General features: G+C 38.4%; 15 protein-coding genes and 1 pseudogene. 7 read left to right on the forward strand and 9 right to left on the reverse strand.

Annotated features, from left to right (window positions below):
* Positions 1-515: 515 nt before the first annotated feature.
* From pyrF to ACFIM6_RS06610, 4 genes are all read left to right on the forward strand, one after another.
* Positions 516-1,361, forward strand: a complete 846-nt coding sequence (pyrF, locus tag ACFIM6_RS06595; RefSeq protein ID WP_375612171.1) for an orotidine-5'-phosphate decarboxylase — start codon at positions 516-518, stop codon at positions 1,359-1,361.
* Between the two features lie 49 nt (positions 1,362-1,410).
* Positions 1,411-1,668: a hypothetical protein gene (locus ACFIM6_RS06600; RefSeq protein WP_375612172.1), complete on the forward strand. Its 258-nt coding sequence runs from the start codon at positions 1,411-1,413 to the stop codon at positions 1,666-1,668.
* 42 nt (positions 1,669-1,710) lie between these two features.
* Positions 1,711-3,195: a histidine--tRNA ligase gene (gene hisS, locus ACFIM6_RS06605; protein WP_375612173.1), complete on the forward strand. Its 1,485-nt coding sequence runs from the start codon at positions 1,711-1,713 to the stop codon at positions 3,193-3,195.
* Positions 3,196-3,785: 590 nt separating this feature from the next.
* The gene (locus ACFIM6_RS06610) at positions 3,786-4,319 is read left to right on the forward strand and encodes a replication protein (protein WP_375612174.1); all 534 of its coding nucleotides are present in this window, start codon (positions 3,786-3,788) and stop codon (positions 4,317-4,319) included.
* A gap of 876 nt (positions 4,320-5,195) precedes the next feature.
* Here ACFIM6_RS06610 and ACFIM6_RS06615 read toward each other — a convergent pair.
* A complete protein-coding gene (locus ACFIM6_RS06615; RefSeq protein WP_375612208.1) occupies positions 5,196-5,720 on the reverse strand; it encodes a peroxiredoxin in 525 nt (174 codons plus the stop codon).
* A gap of 217 nt (positions 5,721-5,937) precedes the next feature.
* On the opposite strand from ACFIM6_RS06615, the gene ACFIM6_RS06620 reads away from it, so the two are divergent.
* From ACFIM6_RS06620 to ACFIM6_RS06630, 3 genes and pseudogenes are all read left to right on the forward strand, one after another.
* Positions 5,938-7,566, forward strand: coding sequence for an alpha-D-glucose phosphate-specific phosphoglucomutase (locus ACFIM6_RS06620; protein WP_375612175.1), 1,629 nt, complete (start codon positions 5,938-5,940; stop codon positions 7,564-7,566).
* Between the two features lie 1,076 nt (positions 7,567-8,642).
* Entirely contained in the window at positions 8,643-8,978 is a 336-nt protein-coding gene (locus tag ACFIM6_RS06625) for a zinc ribbon domain-containing protein YjdM (protein WP_273790940.1), read from the forward strand.
* An 877-nt stretch (positions 8,979-9,855) separates the two neighbouring features.
* Positions 9,856-9,936: pseudogene (locus ACFIM6_RS06630) on the forward strand (DUF4102 domain-containing protein); the annotation flags it as partial.
* Between the two features lie 469 nt (positions 9,937-10,405).
* On the opposite strand, the gene ACFIM6_RS06635 reads toward ACFIM6_RS06630, so the two are convergent.
* The 8 genes from ACFIM6_RS06635 to ACFIM6_RS06670 form a co-directional block, all read right to left on the reverse strand.
* Positions 10,406-10,984 (reverse strand): NifU family protein, encoded by a 579-nt coding sequence (locus ACFIM6_RS06635; protein WP_375612176.1) that lies wholly within the window; start codon positions 10,982-10,984, stop codon positions 10,406-10,408.
* Between the two features lie 59 nt (positions 10,985-11,043).
* Positions 11,044-11,535 carry a universal stress protein gene (locus ACFIM6_RS06640; protein ID WP_375612177.1) on the reverse strand — a complete coding sequence of 164 codons (492 nt, stop codon included), beginning with the start codon at positions 11,533-11,535 and terminating at the stop codon, positions 11,044-11,046.
* A 62-nt stretch (positions 11,536-11,597) separates the two neighbouring features.
* Positions 11,598-12,668 carry a tryptophan--tRNA ligase gene (trpS, locus tag ACFIM6_RS06645; protein WP_375612178.1) on the reverse strand — a complete coding sequence of 357 codons (1,071 nt, stop codon included), beginning with the start codon at positions 12,666-12,668 and terminating at the stop codon, positions 11,598-11,600.
* Positions 12,669-12,728: 60 nt separating this feature from the next.
* The gene (gene murJ / locus ACFIM6_RS06650; protein WP_375612179.1) at positions 12,729-14,300 is read right to left on the reverse strand and encodes a murein biosynthesis integral membrane protein MurJ; all 1,572 of its coding nucleotides are present in this window, start codon (positions 14,298-14,300) and stop codon (positions 12,729-12,731) included.
* Positions 14,301-15,090: 790 nt separating this feature from the next.
* Positions 15,091-18,321 carry a BID domain-containing T4SS effector gene (locus ACFIM6_RS06655; RefSeq protein WP_375612180.1) on the reverse strand — a complete coding sequence of 1,077 codons (3,231 nt, stop codon included), beginning with the start codon at positions 18,319-18,321 and terminating at the stop codon, positions 15,091-15,093.
* 335 nt (positions 18,322-18,656) lie between these two features.
* Entirely contained in the window at positions 18,657-20,621 is a 1,965-nt protein-coding gene (locus ACFIM6_RS06660; protein ID WP_375612181.1) for a BID domain-containing T4SS effector, read from the reverse strand.
* A gap of 294 nt (positions 20,622-20,915) precedes the next feature.
* The gene (locus ACFIM6_RS06665; protein WP_375612182.1) at positions 20,916-22,199 is read right to left on the reverse strand and encodes a BID domain-containing T4SS effector; all 1,284 of its coding nucleotides are present in this window, start codon (positions 22,197-22,199) and stop codon (positions 20,916-20,918) included.
* A 354-nt stretch (positions 22,200-22,553) separates the two neighbouring features.
* Positions 22,554-23,513 (reverse strand): BID domain-containing T4SS effector, encoded by a 960-nt coding sequence (locus ACFIM6_RS06670; protein WP_375612183.1) that lies wholly within the window; start codon positions 23,511-23,513, stop codon positions 22,554-22,556.
* Between the last annotated feature and the right edge of the window lie 220 nt (positions 23,514-23,733).

Genomic DNA, 23,733 nt, shown 5'->3' on the forward strand with positions numbered 1-23,733 from the left:
CAAATGGTGTGTTTTCAGGAATGCGAGTTTCCATGTTTTATCTCCTTGAATATGCTGGAGATACAATGCCTTTTTGCAAATTATGTTCCAAAAGTGAATAGATATGCGCCAAAAAGGAATAGGAAAAATCTAAAGCTAAGATCGAGATCATCATGGTGGGGCATTTTCTTTTGAAACTTTTGTTTAAAGCGCGTTCATAGAGAGTTTTTGTTGATCATAAAAAAGGGGGGTGAAAACGACAAGGCATGCCTATAGGGCTTTATGAGGTCATTATAATATAGATGCTGTTTTGTTTATATTCTTTCATAAATTTGAATTTTTATCTCATGACAACGTCTTGGTCGATAAACATATGATAAGCGTTACGAATGGGAATATATTTATGTTTCATAAATAAAAGCACATTTTGTATAGAGAGCTCTTTCTTTGTGTTTGCGCTATTGTATTCTTTTGACAAATGCTTTTCTTTTTGATTGTATCAAAAAGTTTAAAGAGAGACCTTGTTAGGATATAAAATGTTTCGTTCAACTTTTTTTAAAAATCGTGAAATCTATGGACCTCTTTGTATTGGATTTGATCCGAGCCATAAAGTTTTGCAATCGTGGAAACTAAGCTTTGATTATAAAGGTCTAAAAGATTTTTGTGATATTCTCTTAACAGCAGTTGTTGGTAAAGTAGGTATTATAAAGCCGCAAGTCGCATTTTTTGAATTATATGGTGTGGAAGGTCTTCAAGCTCTCAAAGAACTGATTGAAAATGCACACGAACAAGGCATATTGGTTCTGGCGGATGCAAAAAGGGGGGATATTGGCTCTACTGCTGAAGCCTATGGTAAGGCTTGGCTTGGTCCAAGTAGTGCGTTCAAGGTGGATGCCATGACAGTTAATCCTTTTTTGGGTTTTGATGCTCTTATTCCTCTGATAAAGGTTGCAGAAGAAACAGGAGCAGGGGTTTTTGTGGTTGTTCAGTCTTCTAATCCAGAGGGGAAACAAATACGAAATGCCCTTATTGGTGATCAGACACTCTCTCTTCATCTTGCACAGTGTATTTGTGATTATAATAGTCAGTCTTCGGTTATTCATCATAATATTGGCCCCATAGGTGCGGTTATAGGAGCGACATTAGGATCTGAATCAAAAGACACAATCGAGCAGTTAAAAAATAGTCTGTTTCTCGTTCCGGGTATTGGCGCTCAAGGTGGAACAATGACACAACTAGCAAATCAATTTCCACAAAGACTTTTGCAGAATGTTATTCCCTCTGTATCACGCTCTATTACAGATGCTGGACGAAATATTGTTGATTTAAAAAATGTTATCAATCATTTTGCAGAACAAGCGCAAAGCACACTGATGTCTTGAAGATTTTTGCATCTGTAATAAATCTGAAGAATTCTGAGAGGGAGGGGTTTTGAGGGGGATGCTTTCGATTTATCAAGAATCAACTGTCGCTTTGAGGTTTCTTTCAACAAGCACAGATGTCTTTTCATTGAATGTTAAGCGGGCATTTCATGTTGAGCGGGAGGCTATGTTCCTATTGAAAGTACAAATATTTTCAGTAGATTGCCTTAAGGGTAAAGGTTTGCATCTTTTAAAAGCAAAAGCTTATGCATATTGTTACCAGTTTCCAGTTGATAAAGTTATTGCAGCGTTTGTTTCTATAAGATAGACACACGTTATCGGTGAATATATATTGTTGTTAGAGAAAAACATGTCATCAAAACAAGAAAAAACCAAAGCCCGTTTACCCCGTGGGTTTGTTGATCGTACAAGTGCACAGTTGTATGCAACTGAAACAATGATTGCGCAAATTCGTGAAGTTTATGAACTTTACGGTTTTGAAGCGCTAGAAACTCCAATTTTTGAATATACAGATGTGCTGGGTAAGTTTTTACCGGATTCAGATCGTCCAAATGCGGGCGTTTTTTCGCTACAAGATGATGATGAGCAATGGATGTCTTTGCGCTATGATCTTACCGCGCCTCTTGCTCGTTATTTTGCCGAGAATTTTGAAATTTTGCCAAAGCCTTATCGCAGTTATCGTCTTGGCTTTGTTTTTCGCAATGAAAAACCAGGTCCAGGGCGGTTTCGGCAATTTATGCAGTTTGATGCGGATATTGTTGGAACACCAATGGTAGCAGCTGATGCCGAAATTTGTATGATGGCAGCTGATAGTTTGGAAAAACTAGGGTTTCAGCATCATGAATATGCCATTCGTCTGAACAACAGAAAAATTCTCGATTGCGTTTTAGAGAAAATTGGTTTGGGGGGAAATGAGCAGGTTGAAAAGCGCTTAACTGTCTTAAGAGCAATTGATAAACTGGATAAATTTGGTTCTGAAGGGGTGTGTTTGCTTTTGGGAAAAGGGCGTTTGGATGAAAGTGGTGACTTTACAAAAGGGGCGGAGCTTAAGGATAAAGAGATTGAGTGTATTCTTACCTTAACTGCTGCTGGAGCTGAAACAGCAGAAGAAACGCTTGAGGCTCTTAAAGAAGTGGTTGGTGATCATGTTCAAGGGCGTGAGGGAATTCGTGAGCTTGAGGAAATGCAAGCAATTTTTGCCGCAAATGGCTTTCAGAATCGTATCAAGATTGATCCATCGGTGGTGCGTGGACTGGATTATTATACAGGTCCTGTTTTTGAGGCTACGTTGCTGTTTGATGTTTTCAATGATGATGGGCAGAAAGTTGTTTTTGGCTCCGTTGGTGGTGGTGGGCGCTATGATGGATTGGTGGCACGCTTTCGTGGTGAAAACATTCCAGCAACAGGTTTTTCAATCGGGGTCTCGCGCTTGATCGCTGCTTTGCAAAATCTTGAAAAGTTGCCTATGAAGGAGACAACAGGGCCGGTTGTGGTGCTGATGATGGATAAAGAGCCAGAGGCGGTTGCTGGTTATCAAAAAATGGTGATGCAGTTGCGTAGTGCGGGAATTCGTGCTGAGCTCTATTTGGGGGCATCGGGGATAAAAGCGCAGATGAAATATGCAGATCGACGCCAAGCGCCTTGTGTGGTTATCCAAGGCTCACAAGAACGTGAGAGCGGAAAAATACAGATTAAAGATTTGATTGAAGGGGCGCGTTTGTCTCATGAAATTAAGGATAATCAAACATGGCGTGAAAGTCGACCAGCACAAGTGACGGTTGATGAAGATCAATTGGTCAAAACAGTACAGGATATTTTAGCCGCCCAAAAATGATAATGGTAAAAGTCTTTATCGAAGTGATTGTTTGAAATATTTTGGAAATTTGAAATTCAATTTTTAAAATTTGTGCTTTGCTCGTTTATACGTGTTGGTGCACGCGTTCAAAAGCGCGGTTTTGAAGTGTGTGCGGCATAAAAGAGAGATTTTTTAAGAGATAAATAAGCGCTATTTGCTATAAAACGTGCCCTTCTGAGGATGCGATGGTAATGCGTTAAAATGAGCAAAAAAAATTGTAACGAACAAAAACTCTGAGAAAATTAAAGGGTTTCACGTAACGCTTCTGAAAAAGTTTATAAAAATATTGACAAGTTCATATTGGCTTCATCTTTGAATTCTCATCTATGAGTATCAAATCCTTTGATGTTCTCTTCTTGGACATTACAAAATCTAGCCTTATTGCAAAAGGAGGGAGAACTAGAGCGTTTTATCCTAAAAGACTTTTTAAGCTTCAAAAAACAATGGAATGACTTAAATCGAACAATTTTTTACAGGAGCATGTTTGGATGAATTGTAAGCTGCCATAATGGTAACTTACTGATAATATGCATTTTTCATAAAGTCAATTCTTTAACGGAGAAATGAAAATGGTCCAATATGATTTTACTCTGCTCTATGAACGAAATCCCTTTATTCTTGAAAGACCTGAGAATATTGGAAAATCATTTAAACTTCCTCCTTCAAATTTCGGATTTGAAGATCTTCCGCAAATTACCTTTTCAGGCGCCTCGTCGTGTCGGCGTATGATTTTTGGGCTATCATTTAGTGGTATGAAAGCATTTTTTGTGATGTTGTGGCAGGTAGGGAAAATGTTAGATGAGGGGGATGATGTGGATTTATGGTTTGATCAGATAACATTGGATCATGATATTCTTGAAGAATTTTTGACTTGCGATCTTTCAATTCAAGAACCAGAATATCTTAATTTTGAAAGTTTTAAAGAAGGTATCAAAGAATTAGAAAAGAATAAAATTGTAGCGAAGGGGACAAAAAAAGATTGTTATTTCATCAATCCAGATATTTTTGGTCTTCCTGAATGTGATGAAGATTTTGAGTTCGATGAAGAGGAAGAGATAGAAGCACACTTTACGATAGAATACCCGAATAAACAACTCCTTTAACCGTTTTTCTCTTAGAGAAAAATAAAAGCTTAGAATAAATGGCTATGAGAACAGCAATGAGTCTGTTTATGGTATGTGAATTGGAATGTTTGCGGGATTTTTTTTGATTTAATATTCTCTATGAATGGTTCTTTATGCAGGGCGGTTTTTATGCCATATTTTCTTCTTTTTATGAGACATAAGTTAATTTGAACTGTGCACCTCTTCAAACAAATGTTTGATCTGTATTTTCTTTCTTGGTACTTTTGTGAACTTTGCAGTAATGATGTTCATAGCTCTTGTATTTTGGCGCGTTTACGAGAGGTATTTTTACTCTTTTTAATCGTTTATTCATATGCCAATCCCACTTGCTAATGAGCAAGAAAATAGTTTTAAGGGATTCAATATAAGAAGGGATAAAATAAAACAATCTTATGATATTCGGCTCCTCTCATTCAATATGCAAAATTATAAATTATCTTTATAAATCAAAGTATTGTTCGATACAAAGTTTTTCTCAGTATGAGAAATTTAGCATTGATCTTGCATATTTCATCAATACGTTAGTCCTTGATGTTTCTGAGAGAGTTTTGCATGAATTTGCGCATTTGGCAATTGCAATCCCATTTTTTGATAGCGTGCAACAGCTTTTAACTCTTTGATTTTTTAGCGCTACAACGGGATTTTTCATCAGCAATTTTCCAAGCTTTTGCAAAGCCATTAAAACATGAAAGATTTATTGAAAAATTATTGTTGGAATATTTTCTCACAGAAGGCGCACAATCAACTTATCGTGTCTGTTTTCACGAATAGATGTTGTAAAAAGTAAACGACACAAATCTTCCTCCTCAGAAAATTTGTGTCGTAAAGTTTTATTTAAATGGACGATTGGGGAAATTAGCTTTTCAAGGCTTTTAAAACATGTTGTGGTGAAGAAACTTCGTAAGGATCTGTTGCACAATTATCTGAAAAACCCGCTTCTTCGAACCATTGTTCAACCACACCATCATCAATAACAGCAGCATAGCGCCATGATCGCATGCCGAAACCAACATTGTCTTTTGCAACCAGCATACCCATTTTGCGCGTGAATTCACCAGAGCCATCGGGAATTAATTTCACATTTTTGATATTTTGTGCTTTTCCCCAAGCATTCATGACAAAAGCATCATTGACGGAAAGACAATAAATTTCATCAATACCCGCTTGTTTAAATTCATCATAGAGTTTTTCAAAATCAGGCAGCTGAAAGGTTGAGCAAGTAGGGGTAAAAGCTCCAGGAAGAGAAAAAAGAATAACACGCTTTCCTTTAAAGTAAGCATCGCTGTTAACTTCTTGCCACCGATAAGGATTGTCTCCAGCCATTGATTCATCGCGTACACGTGTGTGGAATGTTACATTGGGAACTGTTTTTTTCATCATCATGATGCTCCTGTATTCTTTTACGAAAATTTTGTTTTAAAACAGCCTTCGTATTTAAAAACATATGGGAAAGATTGTTTTAAATAAAAGGGCTTCTTAAAAAATTCTTACTTCTAACGAGTGTGCAAATATTTCACACTTCCGTCAAGTAGAATTAATGGTCGACTTTGGATACTCTTCACCTTAAAATTATAGGAAATCATATAAAGGTATTGATATGACCATAAAGACAGTTTTAACCACGGCTTTTGAGGGGCAAAAACCGGGAACGTCTGGTTTGCGCAAAAAAGTGTCTGTTTTTCAACAACCCCATTATGTAGAAAACTTTATACAGTCTCTTTTTGATAACATTGGGCCTCTTGAAGGAAAACTGTTGATTCTTGGGGGGGATGGGCGCACTTTTAATCGTACTCTTCTTCAGATTGTGTTGAAGATGGCGGCGGCGCATGGTGTTTCTTGTATTAAAATGGGAAGGGGCGGTATTCTTTCTACACCTGCTGTTTCGCATCTTATTCGTAAAACTCATGCCCATGGTGGACTTATTCTTTCTGCAAGCCATAATCCTGGTGGTCCAGAGGGAGATTGTGGTATCAAATACAATGTTTCCAATGGTGGACCGGCTCCTAATTCTTTATGTGATGCTATTTTTGCAACATCGCAACGTCTTTCCTTTTATAAAATTCTTGAAGCACCAGATATTGATTTAGATAGGCAAGGTACGGTCTTTATGGGAGCCATGCGGATTGATATTATCGATCCTGTCGCTGATTATGTTGCTTTGATGCAAGAGCTTTTTGATTTTGACTGTATTGCTAAGGCCGTTGCTCGAGGTCTTACTTTACGGTTTGATGCCATGCATGCGGTAACAGGGCCTTATGCCCATGAAATTTTTGAAAAATGCTTAGGATTTTCTGAAGGGACGGTGGTTAATGGTATTCCTTTGCCAGATTTTGGAGGCGGTCATCCAGATCCCAATTTGGTTTATGCCAAGGCTCTTTATGATTTATTGATGTCAGAGCAAGGACCAGATCTTGGCGCAGCCTCTGATGGTGATGGAGATCGTAACCTCATTATTGGTCGTGGGCAATTTGTCTCGCCTTCGGATTCTTTGGCTATTATGGCTGAACATGCACACCTCATTAAAGGATATCGAAAAGGTGTTGTGGGGATAGCGCGTTCTATGCCAACGGGGCGTGCTGCTGATTTAGTTGCGGAAAAACACGGATTAAACTTTTTTGAAACGCCAACGGGATGGAAGTTTTTTGGAACCCTTTTGGATGCGGGGAAAGTAACCTTTTGTGGTGAAGAAAGCTTTGGAACTGGCTCTCATCACATCCGCGAAAAAGATGGTTTATGGGCTGTCCTATTTTGGTTAAATCTTTTAGCGGTAACAGAAAAAACTGTCGCACAGATTGTTCAACAGCATTGGTTCACCTATGGGCGTTTTTACACGTTACGGCATGATTATGAAGAAGTCGAAGCAGACAAAGCCTTGGCACTTATAGAGTATTTGCGTGCGCACTTACCACATGCAGGAACTGAAATTGCTGGATTTTTCGTCAAAAAAGCAGATGATTTTACATATCATGATCCCGTTGATCAGAGCGTTAGCACGCGGCAAGGTATACGTATTTTTTTCGAGAATGGCGCACGGTTGGTGGTTCGTTTGTCGGGAACAGGGACGCTAGGTGCTACTTTACGACTTTATTTTGAACAGTATGAAAGTGATCCGCGCAAACACAATTTTAATCCGCAAGAAGTTCTCCAACCTTTGCAACAGGTGGCACTAAAACTGTTAAACATACAACAAGCATTGGGGAGAGATCACCCTGATATTATCACCTAAGATCATTGGAATGTTTTTTTGTAAAGGTATGATGATTGATTACATGGGTGTGATTTTAGGGGTGTGATTTTATGTGCATAAGGGAGATCTTCCATTTTCAAGCTCTCTTTGTTTTTTCCTCCCTTACATATCAATCGGATTCCTCAAACTGCCGGATTCTTAAAACTAAATGCTGTAGGAAATTATAATCGAGCATAATCGGATCATTTATGTCCAATGGGTTTGCTCAATGGCTTGATAGCAATTTTTGTTTAATAGGGGAATGTTTCTCATGCAAAATAAAATACGATCATTGTTGCACATTTCATATGTTTGTTTTAAAGAAGCTTCTCTCTCAAGACGCTAAAAACGCATCTTATGCGTGTTGCTTTGAAAGGTATAACCGGCCATCCATTGAGCAGCAGCATTTTTACGCTTATGAGAGAGTAAGACGGCACCATCATTCACTTTGCCCGCTTTCAATGTTGGCTCTTATATTTGAGAGTGTTTAGTATTTTGGATAATCGTTTTACACGGATTTTCCTACTTGTAACATGCAAACAAAAGGCTTTGGTTGTTTCAATGTAAAAGGGGTTGAGAGAATCTCAGCTTATTTATCGGCTCTCATTCAATATACAAAACCATTAACTATGATCATAAATCAGTCTGTTCTCTAACATTATGACTGTTATCTTTACTTAAATAAAAGGTTAAGTTGGGGACATCATTTTCTTGTTTCTCAATGCTGCAATAGTTTTTAGCTCTCTGAGAACGTTTTATTCAGAGATGTTCCTTTTCTAATTGTTTTGTTATCCATTCGTTAATTGCATTGGTGATGTATAAGAAAATGATTTTGATTAATTTATTAGAGAGAATGCAGTGAGTAAATTTTATGATATGCGGGGGGCTTATTTGAGTTGTATAATGATCAATCATTTTTATAAACTTGTGTATAGTATGTGATGATAGCATTCATGAATACAGTTGGCAGATGAGGATTGAAACAAAGGGAAACATTTTTCTAAAATAATGGACAATAAGCACTTCTTGCTTTATGACCAGTCATAATGAATGTTTTTTCTAAAAAAGGGAAATTTATGACCCAATATCCCAAATGTCCTCGTTGTGATTGTCTTTATACTTATGAAGATGGTGAAAATTTTGTGTGTCCTGAATGCGCGCATGAATGGCCACAAAAAAACGATGATACGGTTCTTGCCAATACTGTTTATGATGCCAATGGTCAGATTTTAACAAACGGAGATACCGTTATGGTGATAAAAGATCTGAAAGTAAAAGGCGCTTCATCTGTTTTAAAAGGGGGGACGAAGGTAAAGAATATTCGCTTGGTGGATGGGGATCATAATATCGATTGCAAAATTCCTGGGATCGGTCAGATGAGTTTAAAGTCGGAGTTTGTGAAAAAAGTTTAGGCATTTATCTTCTTGCAATTGTTTTTGCATTTCGTTGGTTTTCTATTTTTACATTCTTCTCTAATTGGGCATATTTTTCTCCAATGGGCTTCTTTTCTTGTTTCATAGATTACACCAATCAGATAGGAGCAATATGTTTTCCTTTATTGCAAAGCCATGTATCGCAAAGAAATAGCGACTCTTTCTTTTCTTTTAATATGCGGTTATGAGGGGACTGGATGTTGACTCATAAGCAACAATAAAAGTGTGCGTTTTATGAGAAAAACAACGCCGTAAAGTAGACAAACTTATTCCTGCTGAATTGAAAAAATATTCTCATTTTTTTTATCAGATAATTTCTCAAACAACCATAATAGATCTGGCTTCAATGTATTTATTTCTTATGGGTAGTTACACCTTTTGCGTCATATTTATGGAAATGAGATTGAAAATGATAGAGGAAATTCTTGATTTTAAGAATGGAAAAAGGACGCTATGATCTTGATAAGGTCTTATTGCCATGCATTTTCCAGCTCTTAGTACTGCAACAGTCTCTTATAAAAGTGTACATAAGAGCTATTAAAAATAGTTTTTGTTATTATCCAGTTTGTGCTGTGTAAGCGGACGATTTTGATTGATGCAATAAAAACATAATTGAAATAAGAAGAATGTCAGAATTCTCATTGCAAGTTGCAAAATGTGATCTTTGTCGAGTGTCTGAAACAACATATTGATTTATAATAATAAATTAGCGTTATTCATATTGAATTAGAACCCCGAATAACGTGGGATTCTCTCATTTCAAATCTGTTCCATGTTGAATCAATTAAAATCACTTGCTTGCACACCACACGCGGGGCTGGCGTGTGGGTAAAAATGAGGAAAGAAAGGATTAAAAATGACTCTTATGAATCGTCTTAATGAAAGAGCTGTCGCATCATTAGGGGCTGGCAGATATGATGATGGTGCCGGCTTGCTACAAGAAGTATTTTGCGTGATTTGTCGTTGGAAGCACTGAGAAAGATAGAGCAAATGAGCACTCTATCTTACAATGTTTTCTTTTTTGGGTTTTCTTTTTTTAACGAGGTCGTGTTTTCCTCGTTAAAATTGCATGACAAGATTATAAAACAAAATAAATTTAAAGTGCACACCCATGCATTGTACTTCTGTGTACGATTGGTTTGTTGAAATAACTTATGCTTCTTAAAGGGGGCTTTGAAATCTTTTTAAGGCATATGTGGAGGTGAAAGGTGAGTGAAGGTATCATTATTGGACAGATTTTTTTAACAGTACTCTATTTTTATGACTGCATGGCTTACTTCGAAAATTTCAGGAATAAAATGACGTAAGATTTTTGCACTCCATGTTTGAGCGCTGTTGAAGAGGGGCAATCGGTGTGGTTATTTTACCTATTGAGGTCAATATTTATTGTGGCATGGCTTCAACATTTATTGTGGCATGGCTTCAACGCCTAAAACTTCAGGGATAAAATGGCGTAAAAGATTTTCAATACCATGTTTGAGTGTTGCTGTTGAAGAGGGACATCCAGCGCAGGAGCCGCGCATATTGAGATAAACAATACCATTTTCAAATCCACGAAAAGTAATGTCTCCACCATCGTTGGCAACTGCGGGGCGGATACGTGTTTCAAGGAGCTCTTTAATGGTTAAGACAATATCAGCATCTTTTTCGTCATAAAATTCTTCGTTAAGGGCATGGGTTTGTGCTTGTGTTGTGGCGTTGGTGGTGATCACTGGCTCATTGGATAGAAAATGTTCCATAATTGTGCCTAAAATGACGGGCTTAAGATGTTGCCATTCCCCTTCTTTTTTGCTTACGGTGATAAAATCATAACCTAAAAAGACACCATTGATATTGGGAATATTAAACAGTTTAGCCGCTAAAGGTGAGTTTTTAGCTGCTTCTTCACGGTCACGAAATTCTAATACGCCCTCAGAAAGAACCACGCGTCCTGGCAGGAATTTAAGTGTTGCAGGGTTTGGGGTGGTTTCAGTTTGAATAAACATAGATTCTCCTTTTATAATGAAGGCTTGGGAAGATCTTACATTGTAGAATATTATATTTTTTAGGCAATAGATCTAATATCTTCATCGGCAAGATTGCTAGGAATAACAATGACAGGGATTGAAAAAGCTGTTCCTTTATTCCCGATTAATTGAACAAGGGGTCCTGGTCCTTCTGTATGTCCACTGGCTGCTAAAACAATCAGTGCAATCCTTTTATCTTCGTCGATCAGTTTAGAAATCTCATCAATTTTTTTTCCTTCACGCACTACTATTTCTGTTTCAAGCGCATGGGTGGTGCGGACTTCACTGGCAATGTCTCCTAATATTTTATGAGCACTTTGCTTTGATTCTGTACGCATAACGTTGTTTACACCCAGAAAATGTTGAAATTCTACACTATCAACGACACAAAGTAATACCAATGTTCTACTGGTATTTTGGGCATGCTGTGCGGCAAACGCAACGGCACGCCGACACTCTGGTGTTTCATCGATAATAACTAAGTTTTTTTTCTTTGGTTCTTTTTTCGGATTTTGGGGTTTGGAAATCATGCACTTTCTCTATTTTGTACAAACGATTTTTTTGCTCTCTACAGTTTTTAGTTTTATTATTTTTATGTATCTTGCAAAAATCCAATAATTTCACGAATTTTTTTCATATTTTCTTCTGCGAGCATACTAGCACGTTTAGCGCCATCATGCAAAACAGAGTCGATATAACCGCTTTCTTGATGAAGGCGACGTAATTCTTCTGTTATAGGGGCAAGCTTATGGACAACAAGGTCGGCTAGAGCTGTTTTAAAATGCGAAAATTGTTGACCAGAAAATTCTAAAAGAATCTTTTCTTTGCTAACTTTGGCAAAGGCGGCATAAATACCAAGCAGGTTATCTACTTCTGGTCGTTCTTTTAAAGCGGCAAGGGTATCGGGAAGTGGAGCTGAATCCGTTTTGGCTTTGCGTATTTTTTTTGCGATAAGATCAGCGTCATCGGTCAAATTAATGCGTGAAAAATCTGAAGGATCTGATTTTGACATTTTTTTCGTCCCATCGCGCAAAGACATAACGCGTGTGGCTGTTGTTCCAATCAGTGCTTCTGGAAGAGGAAAAAAGCCTTGTCTTTTTTCTTCATCTGTTTGCATAGAGATGCCAAAATTTAATTCGGCAATACGCTGTGCATAGTCGTTGTTAAATTTTTGTGCAATATCGCGTGTGAGTTCAACATGCTGTTTTTGATCTTCGCCTACTGGAACATGCGTTGCACGATAGACTAAAATATCAGCAGCCATCAAAGTGGGATAGGCAAAAAGCCCGAGGGATGCTTTTTCACGATCTTTTCCCGCTTTATCTTTAAATTGTGTCATGCGTTGAAGCCAGCCAATGCGGGCAACACAATTTAAAATCCAGGCGAGTTCAGCATGTTGAAAAACACGTGATTGATTAAAAATAATATGTTTTTGAGGATCAATACCGGCGGCTAAAAAGGCTGCTGTCACTGTTCTGGTGGATTCGCGTAAAGTAAGGGGATCTGGGTTGACGGTGAGCGCATGCATATCCACAACACAATAGAGACAGTGATGAGAGTTTTGTAGTTCAACCCAATGCTGAATGGCTCCAAGATAATTGCCAAGATGTAAGTGACCACTCGGTTGTATGCCGGAAAAGACAAGTGGTGTGAAGGTATCCATAGGAGTGCTCTTTCTTCAATTAAGGTTATTCATTTTATTGTTTTTGACAAAGTATAGATATTATGAGCGTTTTTTCAAATTTTTAAGCGTGTGAAAAAAGGAACGGGTGTTGAATAAAAAATAGGCACTAAAATAGATCAAGAATATGCCGAGCATAATCCCTACTAAGGTGATCGCGCGCAAGAAAAAGGATGCTTGTGAGGATAAAGGAAAAGACAAAAAACCAAGCACATTCAATCCGTAATAGAGGGCTAGTGCACTCAAAAGAGTTGCCATCATGAGACATAATGTTCGCTTTATCAGTTGGAAGTCGTATTTCCAATAACCGCGTTTGATAAGGACCCCCCAAAGCAACAGTGTGTTGACCCATCCAGAGGTAATTTCAGCAATAACAATGCCTCGTGCAGATAGAATAGGAAATAATGTTAAGGCGAGACCGATATTGATAAAAACGCAAATACCTGTAAAAATCATCGGTGTTTTGGTATCTTCATGGGCAAAAAAATTAGGAATAAAGACCTTAATAAGAACAAAAGCTGGAAGTCCTAGTCCATAAAGCTCTAGTAATTGTGCAACATGGTGTGTTGATTGACTGGTAAATTGTCCTCGCTCAAAGAGTAAACTGACTATGGGAGTGGAGAGCAGCAAAAAAGCGATGGATGCTGGAAGTGTTAAAAATAGCGTTAATTCAATAGAGCGGTTTTGTAAATGGTGGGTTTCTTCATGCTTTTTACTTCGCAAAGCGCGTGTTAATTCTGGTAAAAGAACGGTTGCAACGGCAATGGCGATTACGCCTAAAGGCAATTGATAAAGACGATCAGCATACATCAAAGAAGAGACAGCACCCGATTGACTAGAAGCAATATTGGTATTAATAAGCAAATTAATTTGCGTGATGCCACCCGTAATGGCTGCGGGGAATGCTAAAGTTAATAGCTTACGAACATTAGGACTTAAATGGGGCTGGCGGAAGGAAATTTTCATGCCACTTTGACGCAAAGCAAGGGCAATTAAGGTGAGTTGAATAAGACCTGCTGCCAATACACCCCAAGAGAGATTTAAGCCGATATGCCAAGCGTCAAGTTTATAGATCCAAGCATAGGCAAGCACACCAATCAGAATAATGTTTAAAAAGAGTGGGGCAATGGCGGCAATAAAATAGCGTCGCAGCGCATTAAGCATGCCCCCCATCATGGCAGCAAGCGACATGCAGGTTAAATAGGGAAACATGATCGCCGTAAAATGAATTGTGGCGTTAAGCTTTGTTGCATCTTCGGTAAAACCTGGGGCAATAATGGTTCGTACCAAAAAAGGCATACTGAGTTCCATCGCAATCGTTAACAGTAAGAGCAGTGAAAAGAGAACGCCAAACACCTCTTCTGCAAACTTGCATGCCGTTTCGTGACCATCTTCAGTGATTTTTTTGGCAAAAAGAGGAATGAAAGCAGCATTAAAGGCACCTTCAGCAAAAAAACGGCGGAATGTGTTGGGAAAACGGAAAGCAGCATTAAACGCATCAGAAACAGGACCAGTTCCTAGTGCTGCTGCCATAAGCATTTCGCGTACGAAGCCAAAAATACGGCTCACGAGGGTTCCGGAAGCAACTGTTGCAATTTTTTTAATCAATGTCATAAAGATATATCAACTTTGTTGTAAAAGAGAAGCGATGACAGGAGAAATAAACCGTTTTAAATCGTAAAAATCTGATCTCTATCCTAATCAAGGATACTTTTTGAAAGCGTTTTACGACGGTGTTTATCTTTCTGTCAACAATGGTGCTTGAAGACTTTTTTATGTTCCTTGTTTACTGTTGCATTAAAATTTTTATTGTTGCCATAAAATAATTAAAATTTCTTTTTCAAACTGAAATATGGGAGTGATATCATAACAGTTTGAAGAGACATGTAGGGATATATAATGATAATTTCTCTTTATGGTGTGATGTCGTGAATAGTGCAACCCAATGCCGTTCTGTTTTATGTGAGGGGTGTGACCCTATTAAAAGAATGCAAATAAAATAAAAGCGTGGAGCAATACGTAATTTCCATTATTTATTCATTATTTAAAAAAAAAACAGCGCTTTAGATGTTTTAAAAAGTCGTAAGGCTAAGCTAAAAGGTGATGGTAAAACTGGTGATTACTTTTCACTTTTACGGCTTTATGTTCTCCCCAAATGTGGCTGCCTTCCCATTTTAGAGATTACATAAACAAGAGGATAGGAAGACATGATCTTTCAACAGCATTTTTCTTGTTCAGGTTTCTTTTCACAGTTGATGAGGATAAAATCTGAGAAAATAAGATAAAGTTGCTCTCTCATGGTTTCCATTCTCGTTGAGGTGCGATTGATTTGCCGATGAAGGCAAGGGGATAAAGGCTATCATTTTTACCAGAGGGGGCGAAAAAGTTAAAGTTTATGAACCTTTTAGACATTCATTGCCATTGCTTTTGCGTGCGCCGTTTTGTGAGGTTGAATATTTTCTTGTCTTTTGGGACTTTGATTGACGTTTTCTGTCATTTTTTGCACTTTAATTGCTTCTTTATCAGGCGTGTTGGAACATTTTTTTTCATTGTTTTTCTTTATAGATTGATGCTGGTTTGGTGCGAAGCGCTCATCGAATTTATGGTTATAAAAATACATGGGTTGTATATGCGGTTCTATCTCTTTTATCTGCTTGATTATTTCCATAATCTCTTTTGCTTTAATGGTTGATGTGCCAAGACTCTTCGCAAGGTTTTCAGGATTATTTTCTTTTATAACTTCATGCTCGTTTGAAGATAAGCGCTCATTGATTTTTTTGATATAAGTCCTTATCTCCCCCCTTAATTCAGGAGAGTTTGATAACATTTCTTGCTGTTGTGCTTTTGACAAGGAAAGGAGATTTTTCATCCAAGCCTTAGGCATTTCTACCGACTGTTCACACCGCCTTTGTTTTACATGATGGGTATGGAGAATGTCTCTTTCTGTTTGTTTAGAAATATTGATATAACGATCAATGGCTCTACAGAGGGGCAAAATATTTTCTTCAGCATGGGCGCGTGCGTTGTTTTTTATGCCAAATACATTGCTACCAGAAAGCTTAGAAATCGATTGGGGAGAGGTGGCAATTTGATAGGTGAGCTGTTCTCCCACAGTATGATTTTCATGGATCATCTCAATTCTTTCCCGCAAAATATGACGATTGCCATAAATGATTTGGCACAAAGTTTCTATTTCTTTTCTTCTTGCTTGAATGGAAACGTTGTTTTTTATCCTTGTGGCAATTTCATTGTTGGTAAGGGGGGCTATTGTTTGTGCGGGGATAAGCACTTCTTGCTGGTTTTGAATTTTTGGTGCTGTAAAGGAGAGGGCGTCACCGATTTTTAATGTCTGTATTTGCTCTGGGGTGAGATCTTTTTTATTTCCCAAGATGAAAGTTCCGTTAGCATCAAGCATAAAGCCATTGGGTCCACTGCCTCTGTAAAAGCCTTTATAGGTATGACCTTCTTTTGCTGTTATAATAAGATGATGATGAATACTCTCAAGCCCGATATGTTTCATACTGTCCATGAATTCTTTTAAAATAAGTATTTTTTCTGGATTTGAGATATCCTCAAGCAGATGTTTCATTTCTTCTTTATCTTTATGTTTTAGCGATGCAATGCTGGCAAGATTCATGCGTTTTTCTGTTACAAGAGAAAAGTCGAGTGTGTGGCCAGCAACTTGCCCAAGTTTTTCAAAAAACATTCGTTGTGTGCGTCCATTACCTTCTCTGAAAGGATGCGTATAGTTGAGTTGTATCAACATTTCAGTGACATGTTCAATAAATGTTTCGCGGGTTAAGCCTTTTAAACTATTCGTTTCAGCAAGTGTTTTATCTAAATTTTCTAGACCCTCCTGTATCTGTTTTGCTGAGGCAAAAGAAATACCAGCTTTTTTCATCATTGGCATATAAGCAACGGTACCATCTTCAAATGTAAATGGTTTTTCGCGTGTTTGTCCGGCCCATTCAAAAGTATTTTTAAATAGGGTGTGATGAATATATTGGAGATATGTGGAGGTTAGTTTTTGTGGTGGTGCTTCTTGGCGCAGATGAATGATTGCTTTTGTTGTATCATGGGCACATTGCACTTTTAATTTTCCGTAGTCTTTTATTCCATATTTATTCTTTAAGGTGATACTATTGGGGTAAAAGAAATTACGGTGTATTGTCTTATTTTCTTCGGTTTCAGGTGGTGATGATAATTTCTCCTGTAAGGTGAGAGGGATGGTGTCCGTTTTTCTTGTACCAGTATCCCAGTATGCCATTGCTTTTTTGATAGGCTGTTTTTCTATTTCTGGATGATCAGAGCGTGTTTCCTTTGTCATTTTGACAGATATTGGATCATTTGTCGCTGTATTACTGCTCTGTAAAATATTTTTTTGAAAATCTTTTTGCATTTGCCTCATAGCGGAAGCCGATTGAACAATTGGTTGTGCCATTTGTTCTTTTTCTTGTGCTTGCAAACTTTTGGGCATAACTTCAACGCTGTCATGTAAAACATGAGAGGCAATCCATGGTGAAAAATAGGATTTTCCCTTTTTCTTTGTTTGAATGGATGTTTTGTCTTTGCTCTTTTCAGTTATTTCATCGTTTTTAAGAGTGGCTCTTTTTTCTTCTTTTTCTTCTGGAAGCAATGTTTTTTTCTGGGTTTTTTCTGGTTTTTGAACTTTTGGTGCTGTAAAGGAGAGGGCGTCACCGATTTTTAATGTCTGTATTTGCTCTGGGGTGAGATCTTTTTTATTTCCCAAGATGAAAATGCCGTTGGCATCAAGCATGAAGCCATTGGGTCCACTGCCTCTATAGGTACCATGATAGGTTTCTCCTTCTTTTGCAACGACAGCGAGATGATAATTTTTTTCATCTAATCCAAGCTCTCTCATAGAGTTGGTGAATTCTCGTAATAGGAGCAATTTTTCTGGATTTGAGATATCCTCAAGAAGATGCTTCATAGGCTCTGGGTTGCCATGTTCCATGGCAGCGGCGCGGACAAAGTCTTTACGTTTTTTGCTCACAAGAGAAAAGTCTAGCTCATGTCCTGCTGCTTGAGAGAGTTTTTCAACAAACAGTCTCTTTGTGCGCCTATTGCCCTCTCTGAAAGGATGCAAGTGGTGCAAATCTATCATTATACCAGCTGCTTGTTCAACGAATTCTTCGCGCGTTAAGCCTTGTAAATTATTCTTTTCAGCAAGCGTTTTATCTAACTTTTCTAGTCCCTCCTGTATTTTTCTGCCAATCGCAAAAGTTTTTGTAAACTCTTTTCTTTTCAAAATGGGCATAGAAGCAACAGTGCCATCTTCAAATGTAAAAGGCTTTTCGCGTGTTTGTCCGGCCCATTCAAATGCATGGGAAAAGAGGCGTTGATGAAGGTATTTTAGATAAGAGGCATTAAACTGCTCTGGTAGAGGTTCTTGGTGCAGTTTTATCATTTCTTTTTTTACATCATTAGAACAGCATTCTTTTAATATTTCGTTATCTTTGATGCGGTATTTATTTTTAAGCACTTTGCTATTGGGGTAGAAAAAATTTTGCGCTTCTTCATTGATTTGCTTTGAAATGGCTGCATTAATTGCAGAGTGTTGTTCTTGCAATTCTTCCTGTGTAGAGGAGGCACAATGTTCTGTGTTTTCTTTCATGCATATTTCCTTTCAAATGGTAACATTATTTTTGAAATCTTCTTTGTTTACATTTTTTGCCTTATATTATTTTCATAGCGTTTTCTTCAAAGAAGAATGCCTATTTGAATGATTGAAAAAATTGATCTTATTCGCATGGAACCAAGTTAATCATGGAACAAAGTTAAAATTTGTAATTTTTATGAAGTATTATCGTGAAATTTTATCAATGAATTCTGTAAAATAATGGGGTGTCTTATTCAAAGTTTTCTGTATTTCATACACCGTTTTTGGTGCAATCTTGGCAAGATAATTGCACCAAAGTTTTGTATGAAAAGTCAACGATGATTAGACTGTCACGACAAAGCCATTGCTTTTGATGTTTCGGCTCTGCGCAGTCGAATAGGCGGTTTCTCTTCTTGTCTAGATGTTTCTGTAAGCTCCTGATGTTGCTTTGCTGTTGAGCGTTCAGGTAGCTTTGATGGCTGCGATAAGTTTTGCTGCTGTTGCAATTTTTTATCGAGATCGTTAAGCGGTTGATGACGTTTTTGTTGTTCTGCCTGATGGTTTTGCACAATGGTGTCTCTTAACTGTTTTATCGTATCAGCATAATCCTTAATGGCGGTACAAAGGGTAGGAAGATTTTCTTCAGCAGCTTTTCGTGCTCCGTTTTTTATGCCAAGGACTTGCTTACCAGCAAGCGGAGCAAAATATGTACAATCCTTTTCAATTTGAAATACAATTTCTTCTCCTATCTCTGGAATTTTGTGCATATCTTCTATTCTATATTGCAAAATAAATGGATCCTTATAAACAATTTGGCACCAATATTGGATCTCTCTTTGACCATATTGAACCGATGGATCTTGTTGAACTCTGCGAGCAATTTCCTGATTTGAGAGAGGTTTTATTCTCTTTTCTGAAGTGAGCGGATTTTGTAAATGTTGATTTGTTAGCTCTTCCTCCTGTGCTTGTCGCTGATGTTGTTGTTCCGTGTGAGGACCTTGGGAAATATTTTCACTTTTTGTATATTTTGAAGTATACACATAACCGTTAATAGCAGCACGTAGGGTAGGAAGAGTTTCTTCAGCTTGTTTGCGCGCATGATTTTTTATGCCAAGAACTTTTCTACCAGCAAGCTTAGAAATAAACTTAGGCCGTTCTGTAACATCCCATAAGAGCTGTTCTCCCATATCGGGGTTTTCTTTGATTGCTTCTATTCTTTCACTTAAAATAAGCGGTTCGCCATAAACCTTTTCGCTCAAAAATCGTATTTCTTCTTGATATGCTACGAGCAATAGCTCTCTTTCCATTGTATTAATAGATGGTTTTTGTTCGTGAGACGGTTTTGGTTGTTCAATTGCTGTGTGTGGAGAGGAAGTTTTTGGGACGACAGTATCGCTTTGTTTTCTGTTTTGTATACGGTGCGGTTTTCTTGAAGGCGGGACGGCATATGTTCCACTGTCTTGTGATGATGAACTGCTTTGCTGCCTGACTTTCATATGTGATGATGTTTTGGGTCTAACACTTGGTTCGTGTGTTTCAGGATTTTGAATTTTTGTGCCGTTTTGTGCTCTTTCTCTCATGCGTGGGGGAAGGGGCGGAGCCACTTTTGTCTGTAGAGAAGGGGATTCTTGAGCAGTTGGTTTATTTTGTTCTCTATCTTTTGCACGCGGTGGTCTTTGTGGGGCCATTTTTATGCGCGTGGAGGGGCTTTCTTGAGTTTCATGCTTTTGGATTTTTGCGTTGGCTTGTGTTTTTTCTCTCATACGTGGGGGCGGGGGCGGAGCCATTTTTTTTTGCGGGGAAGGGGACTCTTGAACTGTTGGTTTATGTTGTTGCCTCTCTTTTGCACGTGGAGGTCTTTGTGGAGCTGTTTTTGTGTGCGGAGAGGAGTTTTCTTGGATTTTTGAGTTGTAGATTGTTGTGCTGGTTTGTGTTTTTTCTCTCATGCGTGGAGGAGGGGGTGGAGCCACTTTTGTCTGTAGGAAGGGGGACTCTTGAACTGTCGGTTTATGTTGTTGTCTCTCTTTTACACGCGGAGGTTTTGGCGGAACTGCTTTTTTTTGTGGGGGAGGTGTCTCTTGGTTTTTGGCGTTAGGAGGCATTGTGCTGGTTTGCACTGGGCTTTTCATCCGTGGGGGAGGTGGTGGAGCAACTTTTGGGTGGTGGGATAAATTTTCTGGGCGTTTTTCTACAGTTGCTTTTGGCAAACTTTGAGAAACTTGGGGAGGGGGGGGGCTGGTGGGGGATTGTTCAGCCTGTTGTTGAAATTTTTCCATCATTTCGGTGATAAAAGGGGAGGGATTTCTTTTTTTCATGCATATTCCTTTCAAACTCTTTCAATATTGTTTTTAAATACTATTTAAAAATGTACGTTGGTTTTTATTCTGTTTTATGCTTTTTCACTTACTCTAATATGAAAGAGAATATGAAACTGAGAAGCTTCACAAGATTTGACTCTCATGGTTCAGATCATAATCACTCTCTAAATATTGTTTGATCAATAGCTGAGATTAAGTAGCGGAGGAATGAATTTCCCCATTTCTTGGCGCAAATCACCTCTGCTATGGTTGCGCCAAGACGTTGGATTCAACGTGAAAACTTATGTCTGTTTAACTGGCAAAAGCCATCGCTTTTGGGGCGGCAGTTTTGCGAGGACGAATATCTGTTTCTCTTTGTTGCGTAGAGGTTGTTGCTCCTTCATGCGTTACCGTTGAAAGCTCAACGCGTTGAGCAGACTGTGAGACGCTTTGTTGTTGATGCAAGATTTGCGCTCTCTCAGAAGATGCTTCATTGTGTCCTTGTTTTGTCTGCTGAGTTTTTGAAAGGCTCTCTCTTACTTGTGTTACAGCTGTTGCATAATTGTCAGCGGCGTCAATGAGGTGAGAAAGACCCGCTTCAGCATGTCTGCGTGCTTTATTTTTAAAGCCACAAAAGTTACGACCAGTGTATTTGTTAAAAGACTGAGGATTTCCGGCAAGTTGCTGTGCGAGTGCTTCTATTGTTTCAGGGTTTTGGAAAAGCTCTTCTGTTTGTGATTGCAAAATGTTTGTGTTGCCAAAAACAACTCCGCACCAATATTGGATTTGGGCATGGTGTCTTCTGACTTTTGAATGTTGGTGAATTTTGGTAGAAATTTCTGTCTCTGAAAGCGTTTCTTTTTCGCGTTGATCTGATTTTTGTAGAAGTTTAGTGACAGCTTCCTTCCCCATTAAGCGTTCATAGTTTTTGAGTTCTTGCTCTGGAGATTGTAAGAGGCTCTCTCTTGCCTGTTTTACGGCTTCTGTATAACAATCAATAGTAACGCATAGAGCGGAAAAACTTTCTTCCGCTTGTCTACGCGTTCGATTTTTAAAGCCCAACATGTTGGTTCCGGAAAGTTTAGTGATGCTTTCAGGATGAGCTGCCATGCGCCATGAGAGCTCCTCTCCTGCAGCGGGATTTCTTTGAATTTCCTGCATTTTTTCTTGCAAAATGTTTGGGTTACCATAGGCACTGACGGATAAATGTTGGATTTCTTCTTGATAGGTTCTAATTAATGAATGGTGTGGAAGCAATAGAATGATTTCTTCCTCTGAGAGAACTCTTGTTGTCCTTTGGGTAACTTGTGAAGTAACTGTTGCGTGTGTCGTTTCAGGTTTTCTCTGCCTTTTGGTAGAGCCGCCTCTTGTTAACGAAGCTGTTGGATTTGTTGATGCATATACAGTTTCTTCTCTTAAAAGAGATTGTCTTTCCTCATCTTCTTCCGGTATGGATGACAGTCTTTTGCTTTTTGAAGGCGTTTCTTTAGGAAGGGGGGCTGCTGCGCCTGAGACTTCTGCCGCTGCTTGTTCATAGAGCTTTATAAGTTCTTGTATTGAAGAGGATGGAAAAGGATGAGGGTGGGTTTTTTTCATGCATGTTTCCTTTCAAAAATTGTTTTAGAAAACCTCTTTGGTGCATTCTTGCCTTTTATGCTTGGATCGCTTTGAGACAAAAGAAATATCGAGCTGAATGAGCTTCCAAAGATCTGCGCTATTTGCAATCAGCTTAATGGACATTTGTGTCTTTTATACAGTTTTTTTGTGAAATATTATCAATAAGTTATCAATAGTCGGCATGAATTACAGGCGCCATTTTTAGGGCTATTTTTTGTAACATTCTAAAACAATTCTTGGCGCAATCGCGATAAAATGATTTGCGCCAAGAAACTCACTGAAAAAAAGATTACATGAAAAACAAAAAATATCTGTTTTTATGTTTATGCCCCCTTACATGGCATAAGCCATTCCTTTTTCTCCGTGTCTTTGTCGTTGAGGGCTGTGCTCTGGACTATTGTGTTCTTGTCCTCTTGTGTGATGATGACGATGATGATGGTGTCTCTCAACTTGCTGAGAATTTTCTTGACGACGTCTTTGTTCTGCCATAGGGGTTTGCGATAGTCTTGTTGTTGCGTCTTGTACAGCTTTTGTATAACCATCAATGGCATCAATGAGCGGTTTAAAACCGTCTTCAGCTGCTTTGCGTGCTTGACTTTTTATGCCAAGTGCGGAATGGCCAGCGAGCTTATGCATAGATTCAGGATTTTCAGCAAGTCGATCTGAAAGCTCTTTTCCTTTACTGGGATCTGTAAGTATTCCTTGCAAGTGTTCTTGGAAAAGCTTGTCATTGCCATAAACAATCTTACCCCAATGCATGATCTCTTCTGCATGTGCTTGGACGTGTGGATTTTTTAAAAGCATGACACTTATTTGTTCCGTTGTGAGGGAAGATGAAGATCTTCCTCTTTGTTGTGGAGAAGCAACCGTTGTATAGTCAGTTTCAGGATCTTCTGTCCTTTGATGTTTACCTCTTGAAGAAGGGGTAACGCTGCTAACTGATGCGTATAGAACATCAGTTTCGTGTCTTGGAGAAGCAACCGTTGTATAGTCGGTTTCAGGATCTTCTGTCCTTTGATGTTTACCTCTTGAAGAAGGGGTAACGCTGCTAACTGATGCGTATAGAACATCAGTTTCATGTCTTGGAGAAGCAACCGTTGTATAGTCGGTTTCAGGATCTTCACTCCTTTGAGCATGATGTCTGTCTCTTGAAGGAGGGGAAGAGGTGCTAACTGATGCGTATAGAACTTCCTCTTCTGGGGTTGGACCGCGCTGGTTTCCTCTGGTTGGTTTATTAACTTTTGCATAGAGGGCTTCTGGATTTGCAGAAGGGCTTGGATGATGTTTTTTCATACATGTTTCCTTTCAATATTTTTAGAAAACCTCTTTGGTGCATTCCCCACTTTTAGTTTTGATAACTTTTATATAAGGAAGATATCCAACCGAATGACCTCCAAAGATTTTGCGCTATTCATATTGATATGTAATGAACATTTATGTCTTTTATACAGTTTTTTTATGAAATATTATCAATAAGTTATAATAAATTACAGAATCCATTTTTAGGACTATT

It is taken from the genome of Bartonella sp. AA9NXGY (assembly GCF_042196845.1).
GTDB lineage: Bacteria > Pseudomonadota > Alphaproteobacteria > Rhizobiales > Rhizobiaceae > Bartonella.

What these genes read in the sequence shown, in the direction of transcription:
- pyrF (WP_375612171.1), top strand. Translation starts at nt 516, where the DNA reads ATGTTTCGTTCAACTTTTTTTAAAAATCGTGAAATCTATGGACCTCTT.
- hisS (WP_375612173.1), top strand. Translation starts at nt 1,711, where the DNA reads ATGTCATCAAAACAAGAAAAAACCAAAGCCCGTTTACCCCGTGGGTTT.
- ACFIM6_RS06610 (WP_375612174.1), top strand. Translation starts at nt 3,786, where the DNA reads ATGGTCCAATATGATTTTACTCTGCTCTATGAACGAAATCCCTTTATT.
- ACFIM6_RS06615 (WP_375612208.1), bottom strand. Translation starts at nt 5,720, where the DNA reads ATGATGAAAAAAACAGTTCCCAATGTAACATTCCACACACGTGTACGC.
- ACFIM6_RS06620 (WP_375612175.1), top strand. Translation starts at nt 5,938, where the DNA reads ATGACCATAAAGACAGTTTTAACCACGGCTTTTGAGGGGCAAAAACCG.
- ACFIM6_RS06625 (WP_273790940.1), top strand. Translation starts at nt 8,643, where the DNA reads ATGACCCAATATCCCAAATGTCCTCGTTGTGATTGTCTTTATACTTAT.
- ACFIM6_RS06635 (WP_375612176.1), bottom strand. Translation starts at nt 10,984, where the DNA reads ATGTTTATTCAAACTGAAACCACCCCAAACCCTGCAACACTTAAATTC.
- ACFIM6_RS06640 (WP_375612177.1), bottom strand. Translation starts at nt 11,535, where the DNA reads ATGATTTCCAAACCCCAAAATCCGAAAAAAGAACCAAAGAAAAAAAAC.
- trpS (WP_375612178.1), bottom strand. Translation starts at nt 12,668, where the DNA reads ATGGATACCTTCACACCACTTGTCTTTTCCGGCATACAACCGAGTGGT.
- murJ (WP_375612179.1), bottom strand. Translation starts at nt 14,300, where the DNA reads ATGACATTGATTAAAAAAATTGCAACAGTTGCTTCCGGAACCCTCGTG.
- ACFIM6_RS06655 (WP_375612180.1), bottom strand. Translation starts at nt 18,321, where the DNA reads ATGAAAGAAAACACAGAACATTGTGCCTCCTCTACACAGGAAGAATTG.
- ACFIM6_RS06660 (WP_375612181.1), bottom strand. Translation starts at nt 20,621, where the DNA reads ATGAAAAAAAGAAATCCCTCCCCTTTTATCACCGAAATGATGGAAAAA.
- ACFIM6_RS06665 (WP_375612182.1), bottom strand. Translation starts at nt 22,199, where the DNA reads ATGAAAAAAACCCACCCTCATCCTTTTCCATCCTCTTCAATACAAGAA.
- ACFIM6_RS06670 (WP_375612183.1), bottom strand. Translation starts at nt 23,513, where the DNA reads ATGAAAAAACATCATCCAAGCCCTTCTGCAAATCCAGAAGCCCTCTAT.